The sequence below is a fragment of the Paenibacillus litoralis genome (assembly GCF_046244365.1).
Lineage (GTDB): Bacteria > Bacillota > Bacilli > Paenibacillales > NBRC-103111 > Paenibacillus_V.
Genome location: NZ_CP176395.1, coordinates 4,700,007 through 4,725,726, shown reverse-complemented (window position 1 = coordinate 4,725,726; position 25,720 = coordinate 4,700,007). Strand labels below are relative to the sequence as shown.

Annotated in this window: 19 protein-coding genes; 17 read left to right on the top strand and 2 right to left on the bottom strand. The window is 47.8% G+C overall.

The features are described from left to right. Nucleotides 1-7 precede the first annotated feature (7 nt). From ACKGJP_RS19615 to ACKGJP_RS19575, 9 genes are all read left to right on the top strand, one after another. Nucleotides 8-1,747, top strand: a complete 1,740-nt coding sequence (locus tag ACKGJP_RS19615) for a histidine kinase (RefSeq protein WP_409340507.1) — start codon at nucleotides 8-10, stop codon at nucleotides 1,745-1,747. Continuing rightward, a complete protein-coding gene (locus ACKGJP_RS19610) occupies nucleotides 1,747-3,369 on the top strand; it encodes a response regulator (protein ID WP_409340506.1) in 1,623 nt (540 codons plus the stop codon). Before ACKGJP_RS19615 ends, ACKGJP_RS19610 begins: the two co-directional genes overlap by 1 nt. A gap of 101 nt (nucleotides 3,370-3,470) precedes the next feature. Next, a complete protein-coding gene (locus tag ACKGJP_RS19605; RefSeq protein WP_409340505.1) occupies nucleotides 3,471-5,687 on the top strand; it encodes an FAD-dependent oxidoreductase in 2,217 nt (738 codons plus the stop codon). A gap of 17 nt (nucleotides 5,688-5,704) precedes the next feature. Then, nucleotides 5,705-6,913 (top strand): GDSL-type esterase/lipase family protein, encoded by a 1,209-nt coding sequence (locus tag ACKGJP_RS19600; RefSeq protein WP_409340504.1) that lies wholly within the window; start codon nucleotides 5,705-5,707, stop codon nucleotides 6,911-6,913. Between the two features lie 266 nt (nucleotides 6,914-7,179). Then, the gene (locus ACKGJP_RS19595) at nucleotides 7,180-12,786 is read left to right on the top strand and encodes a hypothetical protein (protein WP_409340503.1); all 5,607 of its coding nucleotides are present in this window, start codon (nucleotides 7,180-7,182) and stop codon (nucleotides 12,784-12,786) included. A gap of 174 nt (nucleotides 12,787-12,960) precedes the next feature. Then, entirely contained in the window at nucleotides 12,961-15,345 is a 2,385-nt protein-coding gene (locus ACKGJP_RS19590) for a polyprenyl synthetase family protein (protein ID WP_409340502.1), read from the top strand. A gap of 163 nt (nucleotides 15,346-15,508) precedes the next feature. Next, nucleotides 15,509-16,729 carry a hypothetical protein gene (locus tag ACKGJP_RS19585; protein WP_409340501.1) on the top strand — a complete coding sequence of 407 codons (1,221 nt, stop codon included), beginning with the start codon at nucleotides 15,509-15,511 and terminating at the stop codon, nucleotides 16,727-16,729. Between the two features lie 158 nt (nucleotides 16,730-16,887). Continuing rightward, the gene (locus tag ACKGJP_RS19580) at nucleotides 16,888-17,520 is read left to right on the top strand and encodes an alpha-L-rhamnosidase C-terminal domain-containing protein (RefSeq protein ID WP_409340500.1); all 633 of its coding nucleotides are present in this window, start codon (nucleotides 16,888-16,890) and stop codon (nucleotides 17,518-17,520) included. Between the two features lie 12 nt (nucleotides 17,521-17,532). Then, nucleotides 17,533-18,984: a hypothetical protein gene (locus tag ACKGJP_RS19575; RefSeq protein ID WP_409340499.1), complete on the top strand. Its 1,452-nt coding sequence runs from the start codon at nucleotides 17,533-17,535 to the stop codon at nucleotides 18,982-18,984. A gap of 241 nt (nucleotides 18,985-19,225) precedes the next feature. Here ACKGJP_RS19575 and ACKGJP_RS19570 read toward each other — a convergent pair whose 3' ends face one another. Beyond that, nucleotides 19,226-19,678, bottom strand: a complete 453-nt coding sequence (locus ACKGJP_RS19570; RefSeq protein ID WP_133235270.1) for a VOC family protein — start codon at nucleotides 19,676-19,678, stop codon at nucleotides 19,226-19,228. A gap of 516 nt (nucleotides 19,679-20,194) precedes the next feature. On the opposite strand from ACKGJP_RS19570, the gene ACKGJP_RS19565 reads away from it, so the two are divergent. Genes ACKGJP_RS19565 through ACKGJP_RS19555 form a run of 3 tightly spaced genes read left to right on the top strand, consistent with a single transcriptional unit; the run spans nucleotide 20,195 to nucleotide 21,313 of the window. Further along, on the top strand, nucleotides 20,195-20,524 hold the full coding sequence (locus ACKGJP_RS19565) for an ArsR/SmtB family transcription factor (protein ID WP_409340498.1): 330 nt from the start codon (nucleotides 20,195-20,197) through the stop codon (nucleotides 20,522-20,524). Then, nucleotides 20,521-20,940 carry an SRPBCC family protein gene (locus tag ACKGJP_RS19560; RefSeq protein WP_409340497.1) on the top strand — a complete coding sequence of 140 codons (420 nt, stop codon included), beginning with the start codon at nucleotides 20,521-20,523 and terminating at the stop codon, nucleotides 20,938-20,940. Before ACKGJP_RS19565 ends, ACKGJP_RS19560 begins: the two co-directional genes overlap by 4 nt. Further along, nucleotides 20,894-21,313: a DoxX family protein gene (locus ACKGJP_RS19555; protein WP_409340496.1), complete on the top strand. Its 420-nt coding sequence runs from the start codon at nucleotides 20,894-20,896 to the stop codon at nucleotides 21,311-21,313. Before ACKGJP_RS19560 ends, ACKGJP_RS19555 begins: the two co-directional genes overlap by 47 nt. A 394-nt stretch (nucleotides 21,314-21,707) precedes the next feature. On the opposite strand, the gene ACKGJP_RS19550 is transcribed toward ACKGJP_RS19555, so the two are convergent. Then, entirely contained in the window at nucleotides 21,708-22,007 is a 300-nt protein-coding gene (locus ACKGJP_RS19550) for a hypothetical protein (RefSeq protein ID WP_409340495.1), read from the bottom strand. 959 nt (nucleotides 22,008-22,966) lie between these two features. On the opposite strand from ACKGJP_RS19550, the gene ACKGJP_RS19545 reads away from it, so the two are divergent. From ACKGJP_RS19545 to ACKGJP_RS19525, 5 genes are read left to right on the top strand one after another with little or no spacing between them, the layout of a single operon-like run. Beyond that, nucleotides 22,967-23,332 carry a DUF2089 domain-containing protein gene (locus ACKGJP_RS19545; RefSeq protein ID WP_409340494.1) on the top strand — a complete coding sequence of 122 codons (366 nt, stop codon included), beginning with the start codon at nucleotides 22,967-22,969 and terminating at the stop codon, nucleotides 23,330-23,332. Between the two features lie 16 nt (nucleotides 23,333-23,348). Continuing rightward, a complete protein-coding gene (locus ACKGJP_RS19540; RefSeq protein ID WP_409340493.1) occupies nucleotides 23,349-23,780 on the top strand; it encodes a hypothetical protein in 432 nt (143 codons plus the stop codon). Between the two features lie 6 nt (nucleotides 23,781-23,786). Beyond that, entirely contained in the window at nucleotides 23,787-24,131 is a 345-nt protein-coding gene (locus ACKGJP_RS19535; protein WP_409340492.1) for a hypothetical protein, read from the top strand. 30 nt (nucleotides 24,132-24,161) lie between these two features. Continuing rightward, nucleotides 24,162-24,932 (top strand): ABC transporter ATP-binding protein, encoded by a 771-nt coding sequence (locus tag ACKGJP_RS19530; protein WP_409340491.1) that lies wholly within the window; start codon nucleotides 24,162-24,164, stop codon nucleotides 24,930-24,932. Nucleotides 24,933-24,974: 42 nt separating this feature from the next. Beyond that, nucleotides 24,975-25,700, top strand: a complete 726-nt coding sequence (locus tag ACKGJP_RS19525) for an ABC transporter permease (protein ID WP_409347200.1) — start codon at nucleotides 24,975-24,977, stop codon at nucleotides 25,698-25,700. The last annotated feature ends 20 nt before the right edge of the window (nucleotides 25,701-25,720 follow it).

The following is a 25,720-nucleotide window of genomic DNA, read 5'->3' as shown; positions in this document are numbered from 1 at the left end:
ATGACCGATGCGAAGAAGAATCAGCTTGCCTTTAAAATTATTTTTTATCGTGTTTGCGTTTGTATTAAGCTGCATAATCTTGATAAGCCAATTGTCCTATCGCTATGTCCAAAAGGAAATAAGAACCAATGGCATTTATTACACAAACCAAATACTCGACAAGGTCGACCAGTATTTGACAGTTAATTTTTCCTCCTTCCAGACGATCTTGTTCTCGGTCGAAACATCGGTGAAAGCCAACATTGACAATACGGAAGTGATTAAAAAGCAATTAAGAGAGCTATATGAACTCAACAGTAATTACATCAGTAACATTTACCTGATCAAAAGCGATTTATCCATTCTGGGCGGAAGTACGACTACGCGAATTTTCGATGAACCTTTATCTGACAGAAAACCTTTGTTTGATGCGGCCGACAAGAACAAACGGACTACATTTGTCAGTGATCCTTATAAATCCAAGTATTCCGGCTGGACAGTTACGATGGTTCGATATCTGAACGGCGCTCCGTTTCCTATGGCCATTGCGGTAGATTTGGATCTAAATGCAATTGAAGAAACCTTGTTCAGGATTAATAAAAAAGAACAAATGAATCTGGCTCTGATCACCACATCGGGTAAAATCATTGCCGGATTTTCGGAAAATAGAGGACCGCTGAGTATTCAAGATCATACTTTTTCAATCGGGGAAACGTCGGCGGAACAAATTCTTAATACTACGGGAACAAGCCTTCAACTGCATACCAAGGATGGCATGCCGGTCTCCATTCTGAAGAAACCGACGGAGAAATTCAATTGGTCCCTCATCTCGATCAACGATGAATCTCGCTTGGAAGCTGCGTTGTCCAGATTGGAAACCTATTATATCGGGCTACTAGCCGCAGGTCTTCTCTTAAGTTTGTTCATTTCCTATTTTATTGCCAAATATATAAGAAATCCGCTCTATGCGCTCAAAACAAAAATGAAGCGTGTGGAGCAAGGCGACCTGACAACTACAATAATGATTAACCGAAACGATGAATTCGGAGATCTTTCCCTAGCCTTCGACCGTATGCTGCAGCAAATTGTGGAACTGATTCGGCGAGCGGAACTTCATAATGAACTTGAGCGGAAGCTGGAAATCCAAGTGCTGCAGTCTCAAATAAACCCTCATTTTCTGTATAACACGCTTGGTTCTATCAGCAATGTCATACGCCTCGGACAAATTGAGAAAGTAGATGTAGTAATCGGGTCTCTCATATCATTGCTGGAATACGGGATCGCCGACGCTTCGGAGAAGGTTTCCCTACGTCAAGAATTGCAAAATGTAGCGGACTATATCGCGATTCAGAACATCCGTTATAACAGCAACTTCCTTTTGATTGAGAACATCGAAGAGGGGTTAATGGATTTTCCGGTTTTTCGAATGCTGCTGCAGCCCATTGTGGAGAATAGTATCTTCCATGGCTATAACGGAGGGGCGATCGAAGGTTCGATTACTATTCATGCGTATAGGGAGGACGACAACATCATGATAGAAGTAGTTGATCAAGGCGAGGGAATCCCAACGGATAGAATAAAGCATATTTTAATCTCAGAATCGAGTGATGTGGAAGTAAAAAGGAAAAGAATCGGGTTAAATAATATTCATGGTCGAATAAGACTTCACTACGGGGAACAGTTCGGGCTCCAAATCATAAGCATACCGAGGGAAATAACCCGTGTCCGCGCCGTATTCCCGGCAGGTTTGTTTAAAGGAGATGCATGATGGTGAGAGACTACACCTGCTTCATTGTTGACGATGAAGATCTAATCATTCAAAGATTGGAATTGTTTTTTAGCGAGCTCTCCCATCGGGAAAGGCGATTTCATTTAGTAGGTAAAGCGAATAATGGGCTGAAGGGGATAGAGGAGATCTTAAAGCTTAAGCCGGATATCGTGATATCCGATATTGTTATGCCGCGAATGGATGGGATCTCCATGATTGAGCAGTTAAAGCCGGAACTGCCCCATACCCAATACATTCTTTTGACCGCCTATTCGTCTTTTGAATACGCACAGAAAGCTATTCATGCCAACGTATTGGAGTACATTGTTAAGGTTCCGCTCAGGGAAGCGGATTTGGATCGAGCTCTGGATAAGGCAGCCGGAATTTTGGATGAGAACAAGAAAAAAGAAGAGGAATTTCAATCTTTAAACGTATCCGTTCTTGAAAATAAATATAGAGTCCGCAAGCAATTTTTTAACGAGCTGATCAGAGGGGAAATCCCAACTCATCGGGCATCGGATTTCGCCAATCGCATGCAGTTCCAGTTCTTTCAAGCCAACTATTGCTGCTTTATTGTTGAAATGAATCAGTATGAAAGTTTCCGTAATGAATATTCAGCGGTTGACCAAAACATCTTGAAATATGCGATTACGAATGTAATCGAAGAAACGGTGATGAATTATGGCAGGGGTGTAGCTGCAGAACTATCCGATAATCGGTTTATTGGCTTTCTTTCCTGGGAAAATAATCGCAGTGAGATGGATACGGAATATGCTTGCCAGACATTGGGGAGTCAGATCGTCTCCCATTTGCATCAATATTTGAATCAAATGGTATCCGTCGCTTTTGGAGGTCCGCACCGAGGCTGGGAATCCATCAAACAAGCTTACACGGAAGCTAAAAATGGGAGTGAGGATTTCTATTATCATACAGAGAAAGTAGTGAAAACACCCGCGCATCGGTTCCATTACCGTAATGACAAAAAGGACGACTTTCAGCAAAAACTGGCTGATTTTCTTGCATGGGTGCAAAGGAAGGTTTCCAAGGAAGAGCTGGAGAAACAATTTGCTGATTTAAACCAATTTGTTACGGATCATAAAATCCATAAGTCCATTATGGCACCTATGCTTCGAGACCTGTACAGAGACATTACTGCGAAATTTAAATCGGGGAACACGTTGACCACGGATGTAGCGGAGTTTCCCATAGAATTTATGGCATTTCGGGAGCAGCTTGCCTATATTGGGGACTTCACATTCGAATATGTTCACGCTGGCCAACTTTTACATCGTGCAGAAATCATGAGTGCCATACGGTTTATAGAGAAAAACCTGAAACAGCGTTTAACGTTGGAGGCTATTGCCGAGGATGTGAATTTAGCTCCATCTTATTTTAGCAGCTTATTCAAAAAAACAATGAACGAAGGCGTGATCAGCTACATCAACCGTAAAAAAATTCAATTGGCTCTCGAGCTGTTACATGTTCAGGATTATTCTTTATTGGAATTGTGCGAGGAAGTGGGGATTGTAAATGAAGGGTATTTCTGTAAATTGTTCAAAGAATATACGGGTGATACGCCTAAGCAATATCGGATAAAAATGACACGGTATGAATCCAAATAAGGTTGCAAAAAAATGTGTGAATTTTTCGCGAAATCATGTAAAAAAAACGGAGGTCAAAAGGATTACCATGATAGATGTATCTAATCATGGAGGTTATCGAAATGGAGCTTATTAAAGCGGATGTAACCGTCGTAGGCGGAGGTATTGCCGGGCTATGCGCTGCCATTGCTGCCGCACGTCACGGGCTGCAAGTTTCACTTATTAATGATCGACCGGTTCTTGGGGGAAATGCCAGCAGCGAGGTCAGGGTTCATATCAACGGGTCGGCCTATCTCGGAAATAGTCCATCCTATTATGCGCGTGAGGGCGGGTTGGTGGAAGAACTTAAGATGAAGATTTTCCACTATAATCCGTTATATAACAAGAAGCTTATGCTTTCGCTTTCGGATACGGTCTTGTTGGATATGGTCTATGATGAGCCTAACATTTCTCTATTTCTGAATACATGCGTGCATGAGACGGGCATGGAGAACGGCAGAATTAAATGGGTGGAAGGCCTTCAATTGGCTTCCGAAAGAAAATTTCGTTTTGAAAGCCGAACCTACATCGATTGCTCCGGAGATGGAGTTGTCGGATATCAGGCAGGTGCTCACTTCAGATGGGGAAGAGAAGCGAAGCATGAATACAAGGAAGACTTGGCTCCTGAAGTGGCGGACCATTACACCATGGGAGACACGATCCTGTTTCAAGCCCGTGACGTAGGATATTCCGTTCCGTACAAGAGGCCTGGCTTTGCGTATGATATTACGAAGTTAGCGTTTTTCGATAGTATCAGAAGAGGCTTGAACCATCGGGCTATCCCAAGAAAAATCAACGGGCTTGGCGGATTGTGGTGGCTGGAATACGGCGGACATATGGATGTCATCAAAAACAATGAAGACATCGCATTGGAGCTGCGGAAATTGGTTTACGGGATTTGGGATTATATCAAAAATAGCGGCGAATTTGATGATGTGGACAATCTCATCTTGGATTATGTATGCCCGATTCCGGGAAAGCGGGAGTCGAGGCGGTTTATCGGGGATCACATGTTGTCTCAGAACGATCTTACAGCAAAGCCGCATTTCGAGGATGCTGTATCCGTCGGGGGATGGTATATGGATTTACATGCTGCCAAGGGCATCTATGATGAGGGGCCGGCTACAGCATGGAATTTCGTGCCTGGATTGTACAATATCCCATTCCGCAGTTTATTTTCTCGAAATATTCCTAATCTCATGTTCGCTGGCCGCAATATAAGCGCTACCCATGTGGCTTTCGGATCGACAAGGGTAATGGCAACCTGCGGTTGTATGGGGCAGGCGGTTGGAACGGCTGCTTCGTTATGCTTGAAATATGAGGTAGACCCGGCAGCCATAGTCGAAGCTCATATGGGGGAGCTGCAGGCGCTGCTGCTTCGAGACGGGCAAACGATTGTAGGGCTTCAAGAGGAATTGGATCCTTACTTCGCTGACGGATTAACGATTCGTGCCTCGTCTCAGCGCAGCTACGACAATCTTCATCCAACCGAAGCGATTCCCTTAGAGAAAGGGTTATGTTTGGTCTTGCCGATTCAGACATCCTTGGCTGAAAGCGTTCGGATCCAAATTAAGAATAGTTCCGAGCATTCGGAAACTCTGCATGTGAAGCTGTTTGGCGGAGAACGGAAGGAAAACTACATTCCTACCAGCGAGTTGAAAGACTACCGCTTGGCTATTGCAGCCGGTCATGACGACTGGATTACGCTGGACTTGGGCTGCAAGAAGCCGGCAGACGACAAAATTTACATCGTACTGGAAGGTACGGCCAGCCTTGCCGTATACGTCAATGAAGAGAAAATGACAGGAGCGGTCAGCTTCCATTATAGGCCGGAAGTGCCGTCCAGGCTGAAGAAATTCAATAAGAGCATTTGCTTTAAGGACCTGTCCCCATCCCAGAATATGTATAATCCCGAGAATGTCGTCAACGGTTTCTCCAGACCTTATGGTCTGCCGAACGGCTGGATTTCCGAACGTACGGAAGGACAGGAATGGTTGGAATTCAGTTTTGCAAGCCCCAAAAATGTGGACGAAATCCATCTTGTATTCAATTCACAGTTGGATTTGGAGCATTTCGACGATCCTATCGAGCTCCTCATCCGAGATTATGATGTGACCTTGACCTTAGAAGATGGAACGGAGAGGGATATCATAATCCGCGGAAATTATCTCACGTTGAATAAACATAAGGTGGATGCGAAAAGTGTAACCCGAATCCGGATTAATTCTATCGCAACTTACGGTTCGCCTTATCATGAAGTGTTTGCTGTAAAATTGTTTGCACCTAAAAACGATAAGTGAGGTCAGGTGAAGTCGCGATGAAGGAATTTTTCCCTCGAAGAGGGCTACCTAATGTAATTCAAAAGTTGGAAAATGGGGAAACAGTGACAATCGTCTATTTTGGCGGCAGTAATACGCGTTCTGAAGGATACAGGGTCATGACGGCGGATTGGCTTCGAGGGCAATATCCCAAGGCGGATATCCGCTCTGTGAATGCTGGTATTTCTGGGACAGGATCGGATTTGGGCTGCGCCCGTTTGGAGACGGATGTTCTGCGTCATCAGCCTGATCTAGTGTTTGTTGAATTTGTCGGTAACGATGGCGGAGTTCCCGAGTCCAAGGCGCGGATCGAAGGAATTGTCCGTCAGATCCGCAAGCGGAGCCGGTTTACCGATATCCTGTTCGTTTATACGGTGAAGGAGCGGGATGTGGTCGGATTTCAGTCTGGGGAATACCAGAAGGGGGCTCTTATGCAAGAGGAAGTGGCCGATTATTACGGTATTCCTTCGATTCATCTGGGCGTAGCGGTCTGTCAAATGGTGTCCGAGGGAAAGCTCATTTTTACCTCAGGGGCAGACCAGTCCATTCCCGGAGCCGTTGTTTTTACGCATGATTCGATCCATCCGACAATTCCAGAAGGACACCAGATTTACACGGATACGATCACCCGGTCATTTGAGCAAATTAGCGAACTTCGAGATCACTCGGGAAGCGGGGAACATAACTTGCCTGAGGACCCGTTGGTCCCGGACAATCCTTGGGAGTACGCGGCTATGCTGCCACTGGATGACATTTCCAACTTTTCAGCAGGGTGGATTTACAGAACCCCCGATGATTTCGCTTTGGTACGCGAGTATAATTGGTTGTTCCCCGGTCTATGGCGAGCAGTCGATCCCGGAGAGGCTATCACGGTGCAATTCGAAGGCACCCACATCGGGTTGTTCGATATCGGGGGGCCGGATTCCGGCAGATTGAAGGTGACGGTGGATGGCGGGGAACCCTTCCTTGTCGACCGATTCACACCACATAACGATCATAATCGGAATCAGTATGTTTTCTTGCCGGAGCTCCCGAATGGGAGGCATACGGTTCGCTTCGAAGTCGATGCCGAGAAGACAGACAAAGCGGCCGTGTTTGAGGCATGCGGCAATGAACGAAGCATGGAGCATGTTCGGCAGCATCCGGATTGGTACGATCAAACGGTGATCCAGCTTGGGAAGTTGTTATTGGTACAGCCGCCATTATAATGGATAGGATCGGCTTGGAAGACCTACATCGTATCTGACTGCAGTTGAGCGGTCCGATTACGATGTAGGTTTCTTTTTTACTTAAAATCTTATAAGAAATTCTTGAAATGAAAGAAATTTCTCGGATAGGTGACATGCTATGATCAAAAAGACGGAGCGCAATTAGCCATACGGAAAAGGCTAATTGCTTCTTTGCGATCATTCGAGTGAAGGAGGGAATGATTGTTTTGTAAGCGTTGTCAATATGCGGAGAGGCTGTGAGTTGTATGATAAAAAGGAAGCTGTTTTTCTTAATCGTTTTCATCATGACGATAGTAGTTCCTTTAAGCCTAGTCGGAATAAGGACCGCTAATGCGGAGACCTTACCGTATAAGACGATCATCATCGATGACGGGAGCATTACGATCGATGGTGTTGTGACACCTGATGCGGGTAACGAGAGCAACGGATATTCGGCTCCGAATTGGACTACAAGCACAGGGGTGAAGGGGTATGATAATTCCAGTTCCAAATATACGAGTACAGCAGGCAGAACGATATCGTGGAATCCGCGATTGAAAGCAGGAACGGCGAGAATATCGTTGTATAAGCTTAACTGGGAGGACAAAGCGGATAGCAACGTAAAAATTGAAATCGTTCATAATGGAACGACGGATGTTCTATTTATGGATCTGAGACCTTCGTTTGGCGCTCCTGCGGGATGGGTTGATTTGGGAGAGTACTATTTTTCCGGGGTTGGTGAAGAATTCGTTAAATTGACCCGGTCTACCAGCACCACCAGCACTATACTTACGCGTGCTGATGCGGTCAAGTTCGAAGGGAATATTCAGCAGAAAGAGCCGCATAAGACGATCATCATTGATGATGGAAGCATCACGATTGATAGTATCGTCACCGCGGATGCGGATAACGCGAATAACGGGTACTCCGCTCCTTATTGGACCTCAAGTGCGGGAGTGAAGGGATACAATAATTCCAGTTCCAAATATACGGATGCTGTAGGAAGAAGCATTACATGGAATCCGCGCTTGGAAGCAGGAACGGCGAGAATATCGTTCTATAAGCTTGATTGGGCGGATAAAGCGGATAGTAATGTAAAGATCGAGATCGTTCACAATGGGATTACGGATGTCATGTTTATGGATCTGAGGCCCTCGTCTGGCCCATCTGTCGGATGGGTTGATTTGGGGGAGTATTATTTCAGTGGTGATGATACCGAATTTGTCAGGCTGACTCGAACGCAACCTACGACGGGCACCATCATTACGCGGGCCGATGCGGTCAAGTTCGAAGGAAATATCCGGCAGCAAGCTCCACCGTTGCCTCCGCTGCGCAGCCGCACATTGACGAATCTCAGTTACACGGAAAAAGGCAGCATCGAAAACGCAAGCTATAAGGTGACCTTCTATGAAGCAGCATGGGATGGAGGCAAATCCATCGTTCGTGATATGTTCTACAAGGACACGAATACGAGGAACTGGGTGCCAGTCAATAATGTGGCGGAAAGACTTGAAGAACAATGGGTTTTATTGGATGGGAATGCGGGGAGTCGAACCAATTACTACGATACGATGAACAAACGCTGGATTACATTCGACGGGATTCATTTTCCCGATAGCCACACGGCGGTATTAACCGACTCTTTGCATGGAAGCGATTACGATTTAAAAGTGAACTGGTCCCTATCAGGGGACAAACCGGATGTTTCCTTCGCCTTTACACCTCGCCGGGATGGCAATTATGTGATCGGATATCAGTCTTTCACAACAGAGCTAATCTCTGGCGTCAATGAAGTGTTAAATGGTTTCAGGTCGCATGCGAAAATGGTAGGTTCGGTGGAATCAACAAGCTTGAGGGAGCTGAGCGCTCCGATGAGTCTGGTTGAGAAGAATGACGGCGCGGGGAACGCTTTGTCGTATGGCGTATTTGTACCGTCGGAAGAGCTTCCGGTCGAATTTGAACCGACGGGAGGCGTTACGAAACAACGGCTTGGCATGAGTCTTGTCAACAACGAAGGCAGCGTGCAGCCGATCCTTTATGCTCCTCAGCTAGGGACTTATTCGCAAATGACTGCAGAAAGCACGTACCAGTTTCATATGGGGCTAATCGCTCAAAGCAGCAGTCTGTATGAGGCCTACGAGGATATTCTCCGCAATGAATACGGTTATTCGGCATACCGGGAAAATGTCGCAGATCAGTCGCTTACTGACGCGATGTTCAATATGATCGATCTGCTCAAGATAGAGCCGCAGGGGGACGACTCTGTCCATTATGTCCCGTCGCCCAGCGGGTGGTGGAACCGAGCCAAGGGCTTCATTGATATCGAGAACGAGGATAGCGTTCGAACAACATCAAATGCGGTTCTTCTGGGAGCCTACTATCTGACCGGGGACGACCAGCTATACGATACGAGGGCGCTGCCGTCCATCCAGTATGGTGTATCCCGGAGTGGTATCGGTTGGTCGCCGACGCAGAAGCCGGTATACAGCGTGCCGTCGTTATGGAAAATGGCAACCTTGCCGTTCGATGTTTCAAGCGTAGCCGCTGTCAATCAGATGATGGGCACTTCGGCAGGAATTCAAGCGCTGGGGCAGGAAGAGTACCTCGTGCGCAATCCTGACCAGAAAGACCGGGGTCCTGTCATTCAGCCCCTGATGATGTATCGTATGACGGGGGATGCGCAGTATTTACAGGCTGCCAAGGCTGCAGCCGACAGCTATATCATTCAAAATATCGATACTCCTGAATCCGTGAATGTGAGTAAAAATGAGTTCATTTATTATTATAGCAAGCTGTGGATGGAGATCTTGGAGCTATACGAAGAAACAAAGGATCCCAAATACTTGAATGCCGCGTACAAGGAAGCCAAACAGTATGCCACCATGTTCGTTGCTCGTCCCGTTCCTGGAGGCACCGTTACGATTCCGCAGCCGGAGACGTATAATTACGCGGAGTCGTTCCATTGGCCGGAAAGCGGTAAATACGCATATCCTAGGAGCAAGCTCCCTGAAGATGTAGCCGGGGGCGTACAAGCGGACAGTTGGCTTGTTTCACCCAACGGGTTGACGTTTGAGGCGGGAAGTACAACCGGCTATTACCGGATGAATGCTCAGGAGGCTCCTTTCATGCTGAGATTGTCGCTCTATACAGGTGATAAGCTGCTGCAGGATATTGCTCATAATGCGGTCATCGGACGATATTCCAGCTATCCGGGTTATTACTACAAGGGCTTCGCCGTTAGTCAACTTGAACCGGATTTTCCTCTGGAAGGTCCAAGCGGGGCTACATCCATCTATTATCACCATATGCCGGCGCAGCTCGGGCAAACGATGGATTATCTGATCAGCGAACAATCGTTGAAATCGAATGGGCGTATTACATTCCCTTCCGTATTCGAAACCAATTTTTTATGGTTCAAATATCATCTCTATGGGAATAAACCAGGTCATTTTTACGGCAATTCCGACGTTTGGCTCTGGATGCCCAAGGGGATTATCCAGACCAACCATCCTCAATTGAACTGGATAACGGGAGAGAGCGGGAATAAATTCTATATCGGGTTAAGCAACGAATCGTCAGCTGAAGTTCAGACTCCGATCGAATTGAATGCGCAAATCATTGGGTTCAACCCGGCACAAGATTATACCGTAACCATCATCCGCGATAATGGCACACCAGAGCAAGCGGTTATGAGAGGTGGAATCATTCATGCCACGGTTTCAAGCAAGGGAATAACCGCTATCATTGTGGAGGGACTCAACATTGATGTGCCGCTGCACCAAGTCAGAACTGCCGATACATCGGATGCAAGCTATTTCTTCGATATCCACAGTCCAATAGATGCGGCTAAAGGCATGCTAATCGTCAAGCCCGACGAAACGGCCTACGATGCTTATGTGCAGGCAAAAACGACGAAACCGGCGACGATCCATTACTCTTTGGATGGCGGGGCCACGTACACGACCATTCCAGATACGATATATCCGATGGAATGGTCGATACGGGTAAACGATTTATCCCAAACCTTCACTTATTATGTGGAATCGGACGGAAAACAGACCCGCAAGCGGACACTATATCTGCCTGATCAGGTAACGGTAACTCCGGTCCAACCGGATTGGCAGGATGGTTCATCTATCATTGTAGATAATACGGAAGCGGAGACAGAAGGCGTCTGGATACGGGATACAACGGCTAACGACTATTACTATGATAACTATGTGTATGCCAAATCGGCTGCCGGCACAGCAACAAGCAGGATTCTATGGCGGCCTGAGCTGCCGGAAAGTGTCACTTACAGTGTGTATTACAAGCTTCCGCAAATAACCGCCACGAGTGAAAATTGGGCAACGAATGCCTCTTTTACCGTTTATTATAGCGGGGGTTCCGAGACGGTTACCGTTGATGAGACAACGGCCAATGGAACTTGGGTGTTCCTGGGAGCTTATCCTTTCGCAGCAGGCGATAGCGGGTATGTGGAATTAACCAATAAGGCCAACAAGTCACGGGTAGTTGCCGATGCGATGATGTGGGTGGACCCGAATAGGATGCCGCAATTGGAGTCTGTGGCCATCAAGTCGGATCGGGACGATCTGCAGATGACTCAAACTGCTCAACTGAGTGTAACCGGCTATTTGGATAACGGTCTGATCGGTGATCTGGCACAGGCAAATGTGCAGTATTTCGTTGATCGAACCGATCTGGCTGAAGTGAACAGCAGCGGTTTGTTGACCCTTCAAAATCTCGATGGAGAAACGGATCACATTGAGGTGTGGGCCACTGTAACGATTGACGGAGTGACCTTAACAACACCGCCTTTGACTATAACGATCAGGGACCTAACGATTATTGTCGACAGCACGAATACGACCGGGTTATACGTTACGGAAGGGTCTTGGAGCCAAAGCAATTTAGCCGGATACAAAATTGGTGTTAAGTCCCGTTACTCTACAGTTCAAGGATCATCGGCGACGTGGAAGGGCCTGTTTCCAGAGGGGAGATATACGGTCTCCATCTACAAGCTCGTCCATACGACGGCAAACGATAATCATGTCAAAGTGGAAGTGAAGCATCAATCGGTTACCGAGGTCACGTATATCGATGCGACAGTCGGCTCGTCGGGTTGGGTTAATCTGGGGACGTTCGACTTTAACGGAGACGGCAGCGAGTATGTTCGTCTAACCAGGGAGACCCCGACAACGGTAGATCCGCCAACCCTTCCTGCCGATATGATCTATACGAGGGCTGATGCAGTCAAGTTCGAACGGCATTCCGTCAGTCGGGCAGTGCTTGCGAACGGGGTACCAGGGAAACCGACACTTTCGAATACAAGTGGTGTTGCGACAGGCTTACATGATGGCAATTATGTGGTTACGATGAATATGTGGTGGGGAAACAATGGCTCCCTGTATAAGTTGTACGAGAACGGCCAATTGATCCAAACGAAGTCACTGGCCGATGCATCGCCGGCAGCCCAGATTTCCATTATTCCTATTCAAAATAAGCCAAACGGAACCTATACGTATACATGTGAGTTATCGAATTTGTATGGAAAAACTTCATGTGAGCCGCACACCGTCACTGTGGCTAATGCGAATCCCGGCAAACCTGTGTTGTCCAATGACAACTGGGATCAAGATGGGATCTATACCATTACGGCTAATATGTGGTGGGGCACGAATGCAACACAATATCGATTATATGAAAATAGCGAACTTATTGAAACGCAATCTTTGTCTTCACACACACCAAGTGCCCAATCGGCAATTACACGAATTTCGGGAAAAGCTCCTGGCATTTATCAATATCGCGGCGAGTTTATGAATGGAAGTGGAACAACGGTAAGTGATGTTATACAAATTATTGTAAAATAACCGTAAAAGCCGAGTGGATGAGAACGATCCATTCGGCTTTTTTCTGTAGACGTATGAAACCGCCCAACCTCAGCCGATTTCGTAACCCGATCCCGACTTTCACGTATAGAAATGTAAACATAATCCCTTTCATGGATTATTGTTTAACAAAAACAGAAGTCGAGGGAACTGTCTATGAATGAGGAAATTACGCTTCAAGCGGATCTGTGGTATCGGCTGGCCGAGCGAAAGGCGGCTCAATATTTTGCATCACTTTATGAGCAGGTCAAGGAGAAATCCTATGTACCTGCTTTGACGAAAGACTTTCAATTGTGGAAAAAAAGCCATATGGACCGTAATTCGCTGCTGTCCTTTTTTTCACAAGCCATTCGAAAACCGGATCCCCGGGATTATAACAACTATATACGCTGGCTGAACCATAAGGGCAAACTGGATGGTTTCCTGGATCGAAGCGTCTCCTATATTTACATGCGCGATTTGGGCAAGTCGCTGAATGCTCCCGCCACCCAGACCCGGATTCAGCGGGTAGTCGCCGACGTCAAAAGGTACTTGATTCGTTCCGCAGCGTCAAATGGGGGGGCAGATCCGGAGTTTATGAGCTTGGCCGGGCTGTACCGTTGGGCCGGGAAGGAAGGAATAGAAAACGCCATAATCTGGGTAATCGACAAGCTCAAAACCGTTTCCGCGCACATTCCGAAGGAAATGAACGCCGAGCACTCGCTGCGCAAGCTCATCAAAATCATTACCGGGGTTGTTCTGCATGTTATCGAAGAGATGGGCGACCATACATCGCCTGCGGAGCGTGCGCGCAAACTGGATGAAGCAATCCGACTCGGGTATTCTTACGGCCTGACGTATCCTTTTATCGATGATCTGCTCGATTCCCCGGTCTTAACGGTTCGAGAGAAAGAACAATATGGCCGCATGATCCGAACCTCACTTCTCACCGGAACCGTGCCGGAGCCCGGGAAATTGGCCGGACCAAACAAGGAATTGATTCGATTCGTGCACGCCGAGCTTCGGGACGCTTACGCTTATATCAAAAGGCATCAGCGACCGGAAACGCAGCACCTTTTTTTTGAAAAATCTTATATTTTTTTTCATGCCCAGGATATGGACCGGATAAAGGAGCTTTCGAATCCGGATTACACGAACGAAGAGCTGTATGTGCCGATCATCTTGAAATCCGCCTTTTCCCGGCTGATTGTCCGGTCTGTCATTGATGCTCCAGTGGACGAAGGCTTCGACCAACGAACCTTTTATTATGGCATCTACAACCAGCTTGCTGACGATTTTGCGGATATGTTTGAAGATATGAAGGCCGGAGCGGTGACACCCTTTACGTATTATTTGACCTATCGCGGCCAGCGTCCGGACTTGATCAATCCCTTTGAGCTGTATTGGGCGGTCATCTCGCATTTGATCCATCACGTATATGATGCCGACGCCAAAACTCGGGAAGTGATTCTCGACCGTGCCGTCAACGGTTTAAAACGATGCAGGCAGCGCGTAGGCGTGGAAACGTATAACGAAATCGTAGGTGCGTTCACCTCCGGAATTCCGGAATTCAATCGACTTGTCCAGCAAATGGTCAGAAAAGCGGACGATGTGAATTTTTTCGACAAGCTGCTCCGGGACCAGATGGTGACCGTTCTGAAAAATGAGCGGAAAGAAAAGCAGCAATTTCTTGATAAGGTCAAAACGGTTCGAGAGCAAATTAACAGTCTGCTACTCATTCAGAAGCAAGACGGGATACCGCCGATGAAGGAGGCGATTATCTACTCCGCCAATTACAGTCTCGAAGGGGGCGGCAAACGACTGCGGCCCATACTGGCCTGGGTCATGGGAGTCGACGAATACGGGCTTCAGGCAGCCGCGATCGCTCCGCTGCTGAGATCGTTGGAATATATGCATACGGCCTCCCTGATCTTCGATGACTTGCCGTCGCAGGACAACGCGTCCGTCCGTAGAGGGCGTCCAACCCTGCACGAGGTGCACGATAGCGCCACCGCGGAATTAACCGGTCTGTTTCTGATCCAGAAAGCGATAGAAGAACAGGCTTCCTTGGACGGGTTTGACGCCAAAGTCGTGATGGCCCTGATGCAATATTCGTCCCAAAGGGCGGGGGACATGTGCGCGGGACAGGCGATGGATTTGCAATCCAAAGGAAAAGTGCTGACACTGGAGCAATTGAACAGCATATGTTTTTACAAAACCGGAATCGCCTTTGAGGCATCGCTGGTCATGCCGGCCATTCTCGCTAAAGCCGAGGCGGCGGAAATTGCCGGTTTAACCAAATTTGCCTATCATGCGGGCATTGCCTTTCAGATCAAGGATGACCTGCTTGATGCAGAAGGGAATCTTTGTGTACTTGGGAAGCCTGCCGGCAAAGACATTGAAAACAACTCCTCGACTTTCGTGACCGTCTTGGGCCGGGAGGGCGCCAAAAAAGAGATGTGGGAGCACTACTGCCTCGCCATGAAGGAGCTGAAAAAGCTGCCGCGCAATCCCGTATTTTTGAAACATTTGCTGACTTATATCATTAGCCGGGATTGTTGACGGTTTACTATTGGTCAGGGAAAATGAGAATGAGTTGCCGGAACCATCGGAATAGTATCGTGTGTTTAAGTGCATGACCGGAGAAACCCCGTCCGAGTATTGGAAGCGGCCTGGTAACTTTTCTAGCGGAATATACGTCTAAGGAGAAAAGGAGTGTGAAACTATGTACAAAAGATTACTTACCCTGTTGGCCGCGGTGCTTCTGCTGCCTTCGTTGGCGGTACAAGCGGAGCCCGCCGCGCCCACATTAGGCGAAGAGATCAATCAGCCGTACGTCACCCTGCTCAGTGATTTTACTCTGTATTCCAGTGCCGAGACCAAACCGAGCGAAGCAATAGGTGCTCTCGGTTCGATGCAATCGGTGCGACTTGCTTTGAATGAGGACCAAAGCACATGGATCGGCATCTCCAGCAAGCAAAAGGTTGTCGTAGAAACCTGGCTCGGGCCGGCTTGGCTCAACCTAAAGGAAGGCTCCTACAAGTTCGGTAAGCTGACGGTTCTGGAACAAACACTCACCCTGCTTCAGGAGCAAACCGAGCTATATCAAACCCCGGGTGCCCTCCACACCTCTTACGCTTTGGCTCCACAGCAGGTTCAAGCAATTGCCTCGATTCCGGTATGTGACCCGTACAATGCCTGTTTCGGAAACGAAAGGTGGTATCTCATCCGTACCTCCTGGCTTGGAGAGCAGTGGATTCGTCCCTATCATTTTGCAGAGAGATACGTAGGCACTCCTGTAGAGGGCATGATTGTGCTGGACGGCTCCATGGAGGTATATCCGTACCCGTTCGATAAACCGCTGAGAGACGAACCTAGGCCGGAGCCTCAGGTCGTCCAGCCTAAGGCAAAGTACACTCAACAGGCGAGAATGGTCCCTCCCAGCGTCTGGTATCAGGTGGAGACCCCGAAAGGCCTCCGGTGGGTTCATCAGGATCAAGCTTATGGACTCGGAATTGAACGGGTAGAACCGGTGAAGCAAAGCGTCGTTATGACGACTCCGTTTCATTTTTACAAACTTCCTTTTACCGGCTACAAGGAGGAGAAAGAGCAGCTCCCGCAAACACTGCAAGCCCTCGGCAAGCAGGACAGCTGGTATTTCGTGTTGATAGATGGTACGGGGAAGTGGGTAAATCCTTCCATGGAAGCGGCAGTTCAGATGACTGGTGATTGGGAGAATGATGCGAAGCTTGGCGTGGAGCAAGGACTCGTGGAGGTCGCTCTGACCGAATCGTCCGTCGTGCTGAGCAAGCCGTACTTTGACGGTTCCTATGAGATGCTGTTGAGCCCGCAAACAGTGACCGCCTCTCGTAAGTGGGCAGCTCCGAACGGAGAGACATGGTACTTTATCCATACGTGGCAAGGCCCTAAATGGGCGCGTCCTTAGCTTGAACCAACCGTTCGGTTTCCCGGACGGTTATTTATTTGGCGCACTGCCCCCGAAAGTTAGCAAATGTCTTATTAGGAGAATAACACTTGCGCTTTTGGAATCTGGACACAAGAAATTGAGATTACATCACGAGGCTACCGTGGAAAGCAGTACGTTTGAACTGTTGGTCAAGGGAAAGACAGCTTTTTCGCGACGGGCCTGAAGCGGACGCTTTCAGTCAGCATGCGCAAATCTGGAGCGTCATATCCGGTACGGTTCAAGAGGAGCAAGCACAAACGCTGATACTGAGGATGATGAAGGATGATACGCTCCCGGCGGTATCCTATGCCATGTCCTATTTTCTGTTCCGTGCGCTGTCGGCTTCAGGACTTTATCGGCATTCTTTCGAGATGTGGGATATTTGGCGGCGGCTTGCGAGCTTGAATTTGACGACATGGGTGGAGGACCCGGTATCGCAGCGAAGCGATTGCCACGCCTGGGGGGCGGTTCCTCTGTATGAATTTACAGCCGAAATATTAGGCGTTAAGCCTGCCGAGCCGGGCTTTAAACGAATTCGCGTCGCTCCTCAAACCGGCCATTTGACTTGGGCTAAGGGCGAAGTCGCTACGCCTCACGGTAACGTGAAAGTGGAATGGTACGTTGAAAGTTCGAACAAATTCAGCTTGGCTTTGGATGGACCTCCGCTTATTCCTGTCGAAATCGTTCTGCCGAACGGGGAACGAATGGAAATTCCGGAAGCAAAGCGCTTCGGGATTACGGTAAATCTGCATGAAGCAATGCGGGCATGAAAGGAGACCGGTATGGATACGCAATCTTGGGGCATAAAGGATCAGAACGAGCTGTTCCGAGCAGCGACGGGCTCAAACGAAGCCGGGAGGGATTTGCATATCACCCGCCTGGCGCCGGGAGACGGTTGTGTGCGAATGGATTGGCAGCATCGTATAGATGTCAATCCGGACAGGCTGGAGTATCGGGCGGAATACGGCCAAAAAGGGGATGTCGGGAAACATATCCGTGCGATTGAAGGACCGTCGGGAACCTTGACGATAACCTCGCTTGAAAACGGACGAGATTACGAAGTGCGATTGACGGCTGTTGACCGTCAATCGCAGCGAATCGTCGCGCATAGCCCGGTGCGGCTAGTTCGGCCTGGGATCGTCCCCGGCACGGTGATCAACTACATTCATCCGGACGATTACACATATGATTTTTCCGGGCGTTCCCCAGCCAGTCCTTCGCTTGTCCGGCTTCCCGACGGACGGCTTCTGGCATCCCACGACGTATACTGGGGGGAGGGCGGTCAAAATCTGACCGTCGTCTTCCGTTCGGAGGACGAGGGTAACAACTGGACGTTCGTTACGTATTTGTATCCGTGCTTCTGGGGCAAATTGTTCGTCCACCGCGATCGTTTGTATATGATCGCCTGCAGCACGGAATACGGCAAACTGCTCATCGGCGCATCCGTGGACGGGGGTGAAACGTGGAGCGCTCCCCGTACCATCCTTGCAGGAGGATCACGGAAAACAGGCGGACCGCATAAAGCTCCGGTGCCAGTCGTCGTTCATCACGGACGCATCTGGACCGCTTTGGAGTTCGGCTCCTGGATGCTTGGCGGTCACAAGGCAGGAGTTGTGTCCGCTTCGGAGGACGCGGATCTGCTCGATCCAGCCAGTTGGACGGTGCCGCCGTTCCTCCCTTATGATGACGGCTGGCCGGACACGATTGAGGGAGGTGACGCTCCCAGTGTGCTGGAAGGGAACATTGCTATCACGCCGGGAGGCGATCTCGTCAATGTACTGCGATACAATACGAACGGCGGAACGCCGGATTACGGCCGAGCCATCATGCTAAACGTCGATAAGGAGCGCCCCGCGGAGCCGATGACGTTCCGGAAGGTGATTCCGTTCCACGGCAGCATGTCCAAGTTCACGATCGCTTATGATCCGAAGTCCAAACAGTACTGGTCGCTGGTCAACCGCGTCGATTCCGAAAATATTTATCAACGCAACATCCTGACGCTTGCCGTTTCCGACAATCTGGAGGAATGGACTGCCGTTCGCGATATTTTGAACTATGAGCATAACGGTTGGACGGAGGATAGCTCCATGGTAGGATTTCAGTATGTGGATTGGATTTTTGACGGGGACCGGATAGCAGCTGTTTCCAGAACCGCCATCAACGGAGCTTGCAATTTTCATAATGCGAATTACATCACCTTCCATTCCATTGATGCTTTTCGAGTACCGGTATAGAGACAATTGACGGTGATCGATTCCTTTTAGAAAACAAAAGCTGAGCATATCCTTTATTGGGGAAATGCTCAGCTTTTTTTGTTGGCTATATTGTTTCCGGGACCGAGGGTCGCCCAGACCCGGAGCGTGAATGCGGTGTTAATATGATGCACCCGACTTCTTCGAGATATGTTCACACTGCTTTTCTGTTTCTATTTTTACTCTAATGTATATTTCAGTTAAGTCTTCTTTTAAACGTCACTTATTTATTACCGAGTTGTTCCGCCAAACCGATTAGAAGTCCTTCATTTCCACGAATGTAGCAGAGCCGATACGAGTCCTCGTACTGAACCACTTCGCCAACGAGCTGAGCACCATGCTTAGTGAGTCTGGATACCATTTCGTCAATGTCTTCAACGGTGAACATGACGCGTAGATAACCGAGGGCATTTACAGGAGCAGTTCGGTGATCTGATATAGTAGGTGGGGTGAGAAATCGCGAAAGTTCAAGTCGGCTGTGGCCATCTGGGGTAACCATCATAGCAATCTCTACACACTGTGAACCCAGCCCGGTTACGCGACCAGCCCATTCACCTTCGACAGTAGCTCGCCCTTCGAGCTTCAAGCCAATCTCCTCGAAGAAAGAGATTGCGTCATCAAGGGATTCTACAACGATGCCAACATTGTCCATTCTAAGTAATTTGTTTTTTGCCATAGTTTTATCTCCTTATGTGTACAAATTTATTACCTGATCATCTTCATATTTATTCTATCAAGAATTACTAATTCCTTCCAAACGATTAACATCTTGTCACAGTTCATGATAACAAAGATAAGTCACAGTATACGTCCAATGTATCAGCAAGTCTCTTCAGTTCCTTTAAATCCTTGGGTAAATCATCTCCGAACAGTGATATTACCCTAATTATAGAACATTAGTTCGTATATATCAAATATCAACAACAAAGTTTAACATAGCCTTTTTGTTAACAAATGTTGAACAGGGGAAGCCAAGGAGCGGCCGCCATTTAACTGCTCTGAAAATATCTGAAGCAAGGAGCCAAATGGCACACATAATATCAATAGTTGATTACACATTGCTGATTGAGAGTTTTCATGTGGAGTTAGTTTAAAAAAGTTATTGACACGACACCAAATGGTGTCCTATAATCAAATTGTCACCAAATGGTGTCCAATCGAGAAAAAAACAAAATGTTTAGGAGAGGGTGTTGTGAGCGAGAACAACCAGTTGCGGGATGTGTTTGACGCGATTGCAGATCCGACTAGGCGACGACTGATTCGTCTGTTAGCAGAAGCGACAGAGATGCCGCTTCATGAATTAACGGCACAGTTTCAAATGGGCCGAACAGCGGTATCCAAGCATTTGACAATCTTGAAAGAGGCCGGACTGGTACTTGACCGAAAAGTCGGCAGAGAAACGCTGTTTAGGCTAAACGCCTCTCCACTCAGAGAAATTCAAGATTGGTTAGCTTTCTACAGCAAGTTCTGGAGTGCGAATATGTTGCGCTTGAACAAACTATTAGAGGAGGAAGAAGAATGAGTTTAGTATTATCCTTGGATTTTCAGTACACGACATCGATCGAGAAGCTTTGGTCCGCCTTAACCGATTCAAGCAAGCTTGCCAAGTGGGTGGCCAACATCCACACAGGTCAGGCGATGGAAAATGATTTTAAGCCCGTCGTGGGACACCGTTTTCAATTTCGCACGCAGCCGTCCGAATATTGGGATGGCATTATTGACGGCGAAGTGCTTATCGTGGAGGCACCAAACCGGGTGTCCTATACTTGGGCCAGCGGAGGAGAGAAGCACACGGTCACCTGGACGCTGCAGGATTTAGGAGAAGGAAAGGTTAACCTTCATCTCGAACAAACCGGATTCGCCAATGTTCATGGTCTTGAAGGCGCTAGGTATGGCTGGGGTAAATGGTGCGGCGAGCTTGAAAAGGCATTGGCCTAGTTGTAAAAGGGAGGTGAATTTTATAACGATCATTTTCGTTATATTACAAAGTTTTCTGCTCGTCACCATGGCCTTTGGCGGCGGAAGCAAGCTGGTAGGTGCGAAAAATTTCGTTGAAATGTTCGAGTCGATTAAACTTCCGCAATGGTTTCGAGTTGTTACTGGGCTCGTTCAATTAGCCGGGGCAGCCGGACTTGTAATCGGATACTGGAATCCGGTAGTGGCCGTATGGGCAGGCATTTGGATTGGCATTACGATGCTGGTGGCATGTCTTTCACATTTCAGAGTCAAGCATCCTGTCGGAAGTGCGATACCGGCCTTTGTGATTACTTTGATTGCAGCGACTCTGGTAGTCGTGCAACAGGTAGCATGAAGAAGAGCGATTCAAAGAACCTCAAGTCTTGTTTTGCCAGGCTAAGGAAAAACCACTGACCGTAATTGTCAGTGGTTTTTTTGTATGCTTGAAGTGCTTAAGCCAATAATGAAATGGAGGAATAGGAAATGTTTACAAGAGTTCTGGGTCACTGAGCTGTGGCGCGATGCTCAAGCTCATGCCGACTCTCTCAAGAAGAAGTGCTGGCCGTCATTCAGCGCGAGCGGCCTTTAATCGCAGGCGTCGAGCCGGTTAGACCCGTGCGGTGGGTGGCAAGGGATTAGGCGTATAAAGCGGGCCCAATTCGGACACGAGTACGTTTCGCGGTGTCCAAAGACACATGTTCCTACATTAATTGTAAGAAAAAGATTGAGAAATTAGGCTTATTTGCATACTAAAAGGGATTGTTGTCTTTCGTAAACGTTTTGAACAAGCTTTCAGCATGCCGATCCCTCGTATGAGAATCCTCGTAATCTTCCAGAACATCGATAAGATACTCCTCTCCGGGTTTAAACGCTTTGAAAATGAACTGCTCTTTATTTTCTATGCGTACATCGTGACCACAGTCTTTAAGGCACTGCTCAAAGTCTTGTATGGTAGGCTCTTGATTTTCCTCCAAATAAATAAGTCCTCTTAGCAGCCGCGTTCCCGCCTTGCTTATCATTTTAAAATGGACGATATGCTCTTGTTTCATTCCTCTTTACCTCCATTAAGCAGTCGAAATAGTTATCTTCTTTCCATTGTATAATAACAAGTGATTTGAAGTCAGTGACATTTGCTACAGACGGGGGCCGAATTAAGTGTGAGCAGATGTCTGCTAATGAAGCGCGCAATAGGCATTCTGCCGAGCTCCGGAAGTTTCTGACGACAAGAAAATACGCCGAATTATACCCGCATAGGTTGCGGTTTTTTGTGTTCATCCGGACAGGTTCTTGTCGCGGACGAACGATACGGCTTGACCCTATGGAAGATAGGGGTATTGGTAAGGATGCTAATAATCTCTTTGACCAGTGTGCTAAGCTAACATACAGAATAACACAGCAAAATCACTTACAGGTAATAGTAAATAGGGGAGGTTTAGAGTTTACGCTTACCTTTCCGCTTGCGACGCCTGTGGAAGCGAAATCGGCGGGATGAGGGTAGTTGGGATCTTCCGTTACGAAGGGAGCAATCAAAAAAACATCTGCTCTAGGGAAGAATACGATTCCGTCACCTTGGACCACTATATCCGCGTTATTTCCTTCGGTGATTTCTATACTTTGAAGCTGCGGCCGGAAGCGATTTAGAACGCCGAAAAGAATACAGCATGGAGTACGGAACGGAATACAGCAATACAAAATTTGTACAGTACCGAATAGATTGCGTGTTATGCCATGATGGGGTCCATAACGCTGCGAACGAGGCGATGACGGGATTGAATGAATCCGGCAGGGGCAGGAACACCTCGTTAGCAACGGTCGATTACAATTTCGAAGCATGAAGAAGGCAGTATATCAATCAACGGCTGTGTTTGCTTTTATTAATAGAACATTTTTTTAAACGGATAACAACTTAAAAATCAACAAAATTAATTATTGAATTAATATAATTAATATTACGCATTTACAAATTGAATATGTTGATTTATAATTCAAAAAAAGAAAGGAGTAGAGTATGAAATATCCCATCATCACACAGTGTCCCGTATGCAACCATCCGCTATACGCCGTCAAGCTGGAATGCGGACATTGCCGGACGACGATTGAGAACAAGTTTGAATTATCAAAGCTGGCTCTGCTCTCGCCGGAACAGCTCCATTTTGTGATCACCTTTCTAGTAAACAGGGGTAACATAAAGGAAGTTGAGAAAGAGCTCGGCATCTCTTACCCGACGGTGCGCGGCAAGCTCAATGATATTATTACGGCCCTAGGATACGAAACGCAGAAAAAGCCGGAAGTCGATGAGAAGAAGGTCATTTCCATGCTTCAGAATGGCGAAATCACCGCGGATGAAGCGGTCAAAATGTTGAAGAATGAATAAGGAGGCTGAAGAATCGATGAAAGAAGAAATCGGCAAAGTACTGACCATGATGCAGGAAGGTAAAATTGATTCAAACGAGGCTTCGGAGTTGATTGACGCGCTGAAGGAGAAGCAAACGGCTCATACATCGCAAGCCGTGCAGGTACTGGGGAAACCAGACTACGCTAAGAAACAGTCATCGGCATCCGGCGGTTATTTAGACAAAACGTTGAAAATACGGGTAATATCCCAAGAAAACGATAATGTCAGCGTCAATTTGCCGATTAAACTGGTGAAGGCTGTTCTAGGAGCGGGGCACAGCATCGCGTCCAATATTCCGCAGGCTGCGAAATATGTGAAGGATATCGATATCGACTTGCTGATCGATGCAATAGAGAACGAGCTTGACGGGCAAATCATTGACATCCGCTCCGGTGAAAGGGATACCGTCACCGTAGTGATTGAGTGATTGGTCATGATGAATGTGAAGGTTAAAAACAAGGAGCACGCTTTTACGATTCCGGTCCCTTACGCCGTATTACGCATGGGGAGCGGTATACTGACCTCTAATTTAGTCCAACGCATAGTGAAGGATTGGCTGAACAAGCACGGCGGACATGCGGATGGGCACTTGAGCCGGAAGCATGATTTTGATTCGGACAGCAGCCGGTTCGGAATTGAACTGGTGCTGTCGATTCTCGAAAACCAAAACGCGAAGCAAGCGATCAGGCAGCTCATCAAGGAGTTGCAACGCTGCAAAGGGACGGTTCTGGTCGATGTCCAGACTCAGGACGGCACGGAAGTGTTGATTAAATTGTAGGCAAACCTTTCATTTAAGGGAGGTAATCAAATGCAAACCGTACAAACCAATTCCATTCAAGTAAAAGGACTGCAAAAATCCTACAAGCAGCATCAAGTGCTGAAAGGTGTAGATTTCGAGGTGGAAAAGGGGAGTATCTTCGCTCTCCTTGGCTCGAACGGGGCAGGCAAGACAACGGTTGTCAAAATCCTCACGACACTGCTAAAACCAGACGGCGGCACCGCAGCCATAAACGGCTATGATGTCACAGCCAAACCCGATCACGTGCGGCAGACGATCAGCCTGACCGGGCAGTTTGCAGCAGTAGATGAAATTTTGACTGGCCGGGAAAATCTGATTATGATTGCCAAGCTGAGATACCTCAAAAACCCTCGCCAGGTTGCGGACGACATGTTAAAACGCTTCGGTCTGACTGATGCTGCAAACCGCAGAGTGTCTACTTACTCCGGGGGGATGCGCCGCAGGCTCGACATCGCCTTGAGTATTGTGGGCAAACCACAGATTATTTTTCTGGATGAACCGACCACCGGGCTTGACCCTGAGGCACGGATGGAGGTATGGAAAATTGTCAAGGAGCTTGCCGACGGAGGGACTACTGTGCTTCTCACCACACAGTATTTGGAGGAAGCCGAGCAGCTTGCCGACAGGATTGCTATTCTGCACGAAGGCAGGATAATCGCCAATGGCACGCTACCGGAGCTGAAAAAGATGTTTCCGACCGCTAAGCTGGAGTATGTGGAGAAGCAGCCAACATTAGAGGAGATCTTCCTCGCGATCATTGGTAAAAAGGAGGGGAAGTAAATGGAACAGACAAAGAATCATTTTTTCATCGATATTAGCGTTATGCTAGAACGCTCCATGCGTCATATTTTCCGCAGTATGGATACCATCATCACGGTCACCATCATGCCTATCATGATGATGCTGCTATTCGTTTATGTGTTCGGCGGTGCGATTCAGTCCGGAACGGATAACTATGTGAATTACCTGTTGCCTGGTATCTTGCTCATGGCAATTGCGAGCGGAATTTCCTACACAGCTTTCCGCCTGTTTACCGATGTGCAGCGGGGGATAATCGAACGTTTTCATACCATGCCGATTTCACGTTCCGCCTTGCTTTGGGGGCATGTGCTCACTTCGCTGGTATCCAACGCCATTTCGGTTGTCGTCATCATTATTGCAGCCTTAATTATGGGTTTTCGTTCTTCCGCAGGAGTGCTGCCATGGCTTGCCGTAGCCGGCATACTCGCTCTGTTTACGCTGGCCTTAACATGGGTAGCAGCTACAGCCGGACTGTCCGCTAAAACGACCGATGGCGCAAGCGCCTTTTCTTACCCCCTTATCTTCCTGCCATTTATAAGTTCCGCATTTGTTCCTACCGATTCGATGCCGACCGCCGTTCGCGTCTTTGCCGAAAACCAACCTGTTACCTCGATAGTAGAATCCATCCGCGCATTGCTGTCAGGTCAGCCGTTAGATAATGATATCTGGATCTCTCTTGCGTGGTGCGTAGGAATTATGCTCGTGGCTTATTTCTTTGCAATGAGGGTGTATAAAAAGAGAGTATAACAAACATTTGGTTGTTGGTT

Coding starts and splice junctions, on each gene's coding strand:
- ACKGJP_RS19615 (WP_409340507.1), top strand. CDS start 8: ATGCGAAGAAGAATCAGCTTGCCTTTAAAATTATTTTTTATCGTGTTT.
- ACKGJP_RS19610 (WP_409340506.1), top strand. CDS start 1,747: ATGGTGAGAGACTACACCTGCTTCATTGTTGACGATGAAGATCTAATC.
- ACKGJP_RS19605 (WP_409340505.1), top strand. CDS start 3,471: ATGGAGCTTATTAAAGCGGATGTAACCGTCGTAGGCGGAGGTATTGCC.
- ACKGJP_RS19600 (WP_409340504.1), top strand. CDS start 5,705: ATGAAGGAATTTTTCCCTCGAAGAGGGCTACCTAATGTAATTCAAAAG.
- ACKGJP_RS19595 (WP_409340503.1), top strand. CDS start 7,180: ATGATAAAAAGGAAGCTGTTTTTCTTAATCGTTTTCATCATGACGATA.
- ACKGJP_RS19590 (WP_409340502.1), top strand. CDS start 12,961: ATGAATGAGGAAATTACGCTTCAAGCGGATCTGTGGTATCGGCTGGCC.
- ACKGJP_RS19585 (WP_409340501.1), top strand. CDS start 15,509: ATGTACAAAAGATTACTTACCCTGTTGGCCGCGGTGCTTCTGCTGCCT.
- ACKGJP_RS19575 (WP_409340499.1), top strand. CDS start 17,533: ATGGATACGCAATCTTGGGGCATAAAGGATCAGAACGAGCTGTTCCGA.
- ACKGJP_RS19570 (WP_133235270.1), bottom strand. CDS start 19,678: ATGGCAAAAAACAAATTACTTAGAATGGACAATGTTGGCATCGTTGTA.
- ACKGJP_RS19560 (WP_409340497.1), top strand. CDS start 20,521: ATGAGTTTAGTATTATCCTTGGATTTTCAGTACACGACATCGATCGAG.
- ACKGJP_RS19555 (WP_409340496.1), top strand. CDS start 20,894: ATGGCTGGGGTAAATGGTGCGGCGAGCTTGAAAAGGCATTGGCCTAGT.
- ACKGJP_RS19550 (WP_409340495.1), bottom strand. CDS start 22,007: ATGAAACAAGAGCATATCGTCCATTTTAAAATGATAAGCAAGGCGGGA.
- ACKGJP_RS19545 (WP_409340494.1), top strand. CDS start 22,967: ATGAAATATCCCATCATCACACAGTGTCCCGTATGCAACCATCCGCTA.
- ACKGJP_RS19540 (WP_409340493.1), top strand. CDS start 23,349: ATGAAAGAAGAAATCGGCAAAGTACTGACCATGATGCAGGAAGGTAAA.
- ACKGJP_RS19535 (WP_409340492.1), top strand. CDS start 23,787: ATGATGAATGTGAAGGTTAAAAACAAGGAGCACGCTTTTACGATTCCG.
- ACKGJP_RS19530 (WP_409340491.1), top strand. CDS start 24,162: ATGCAAACCGTACAAACCAATTCCATTCAAGTAAAAGGACTGCAAAAA.
- ACKGJP_RS19525 (WP_409347200.1), top strand. CDS start 24,975: ATGCTAGAACGCTCCATGCGTCATATTTTCCGCAGTATGGATACCATC.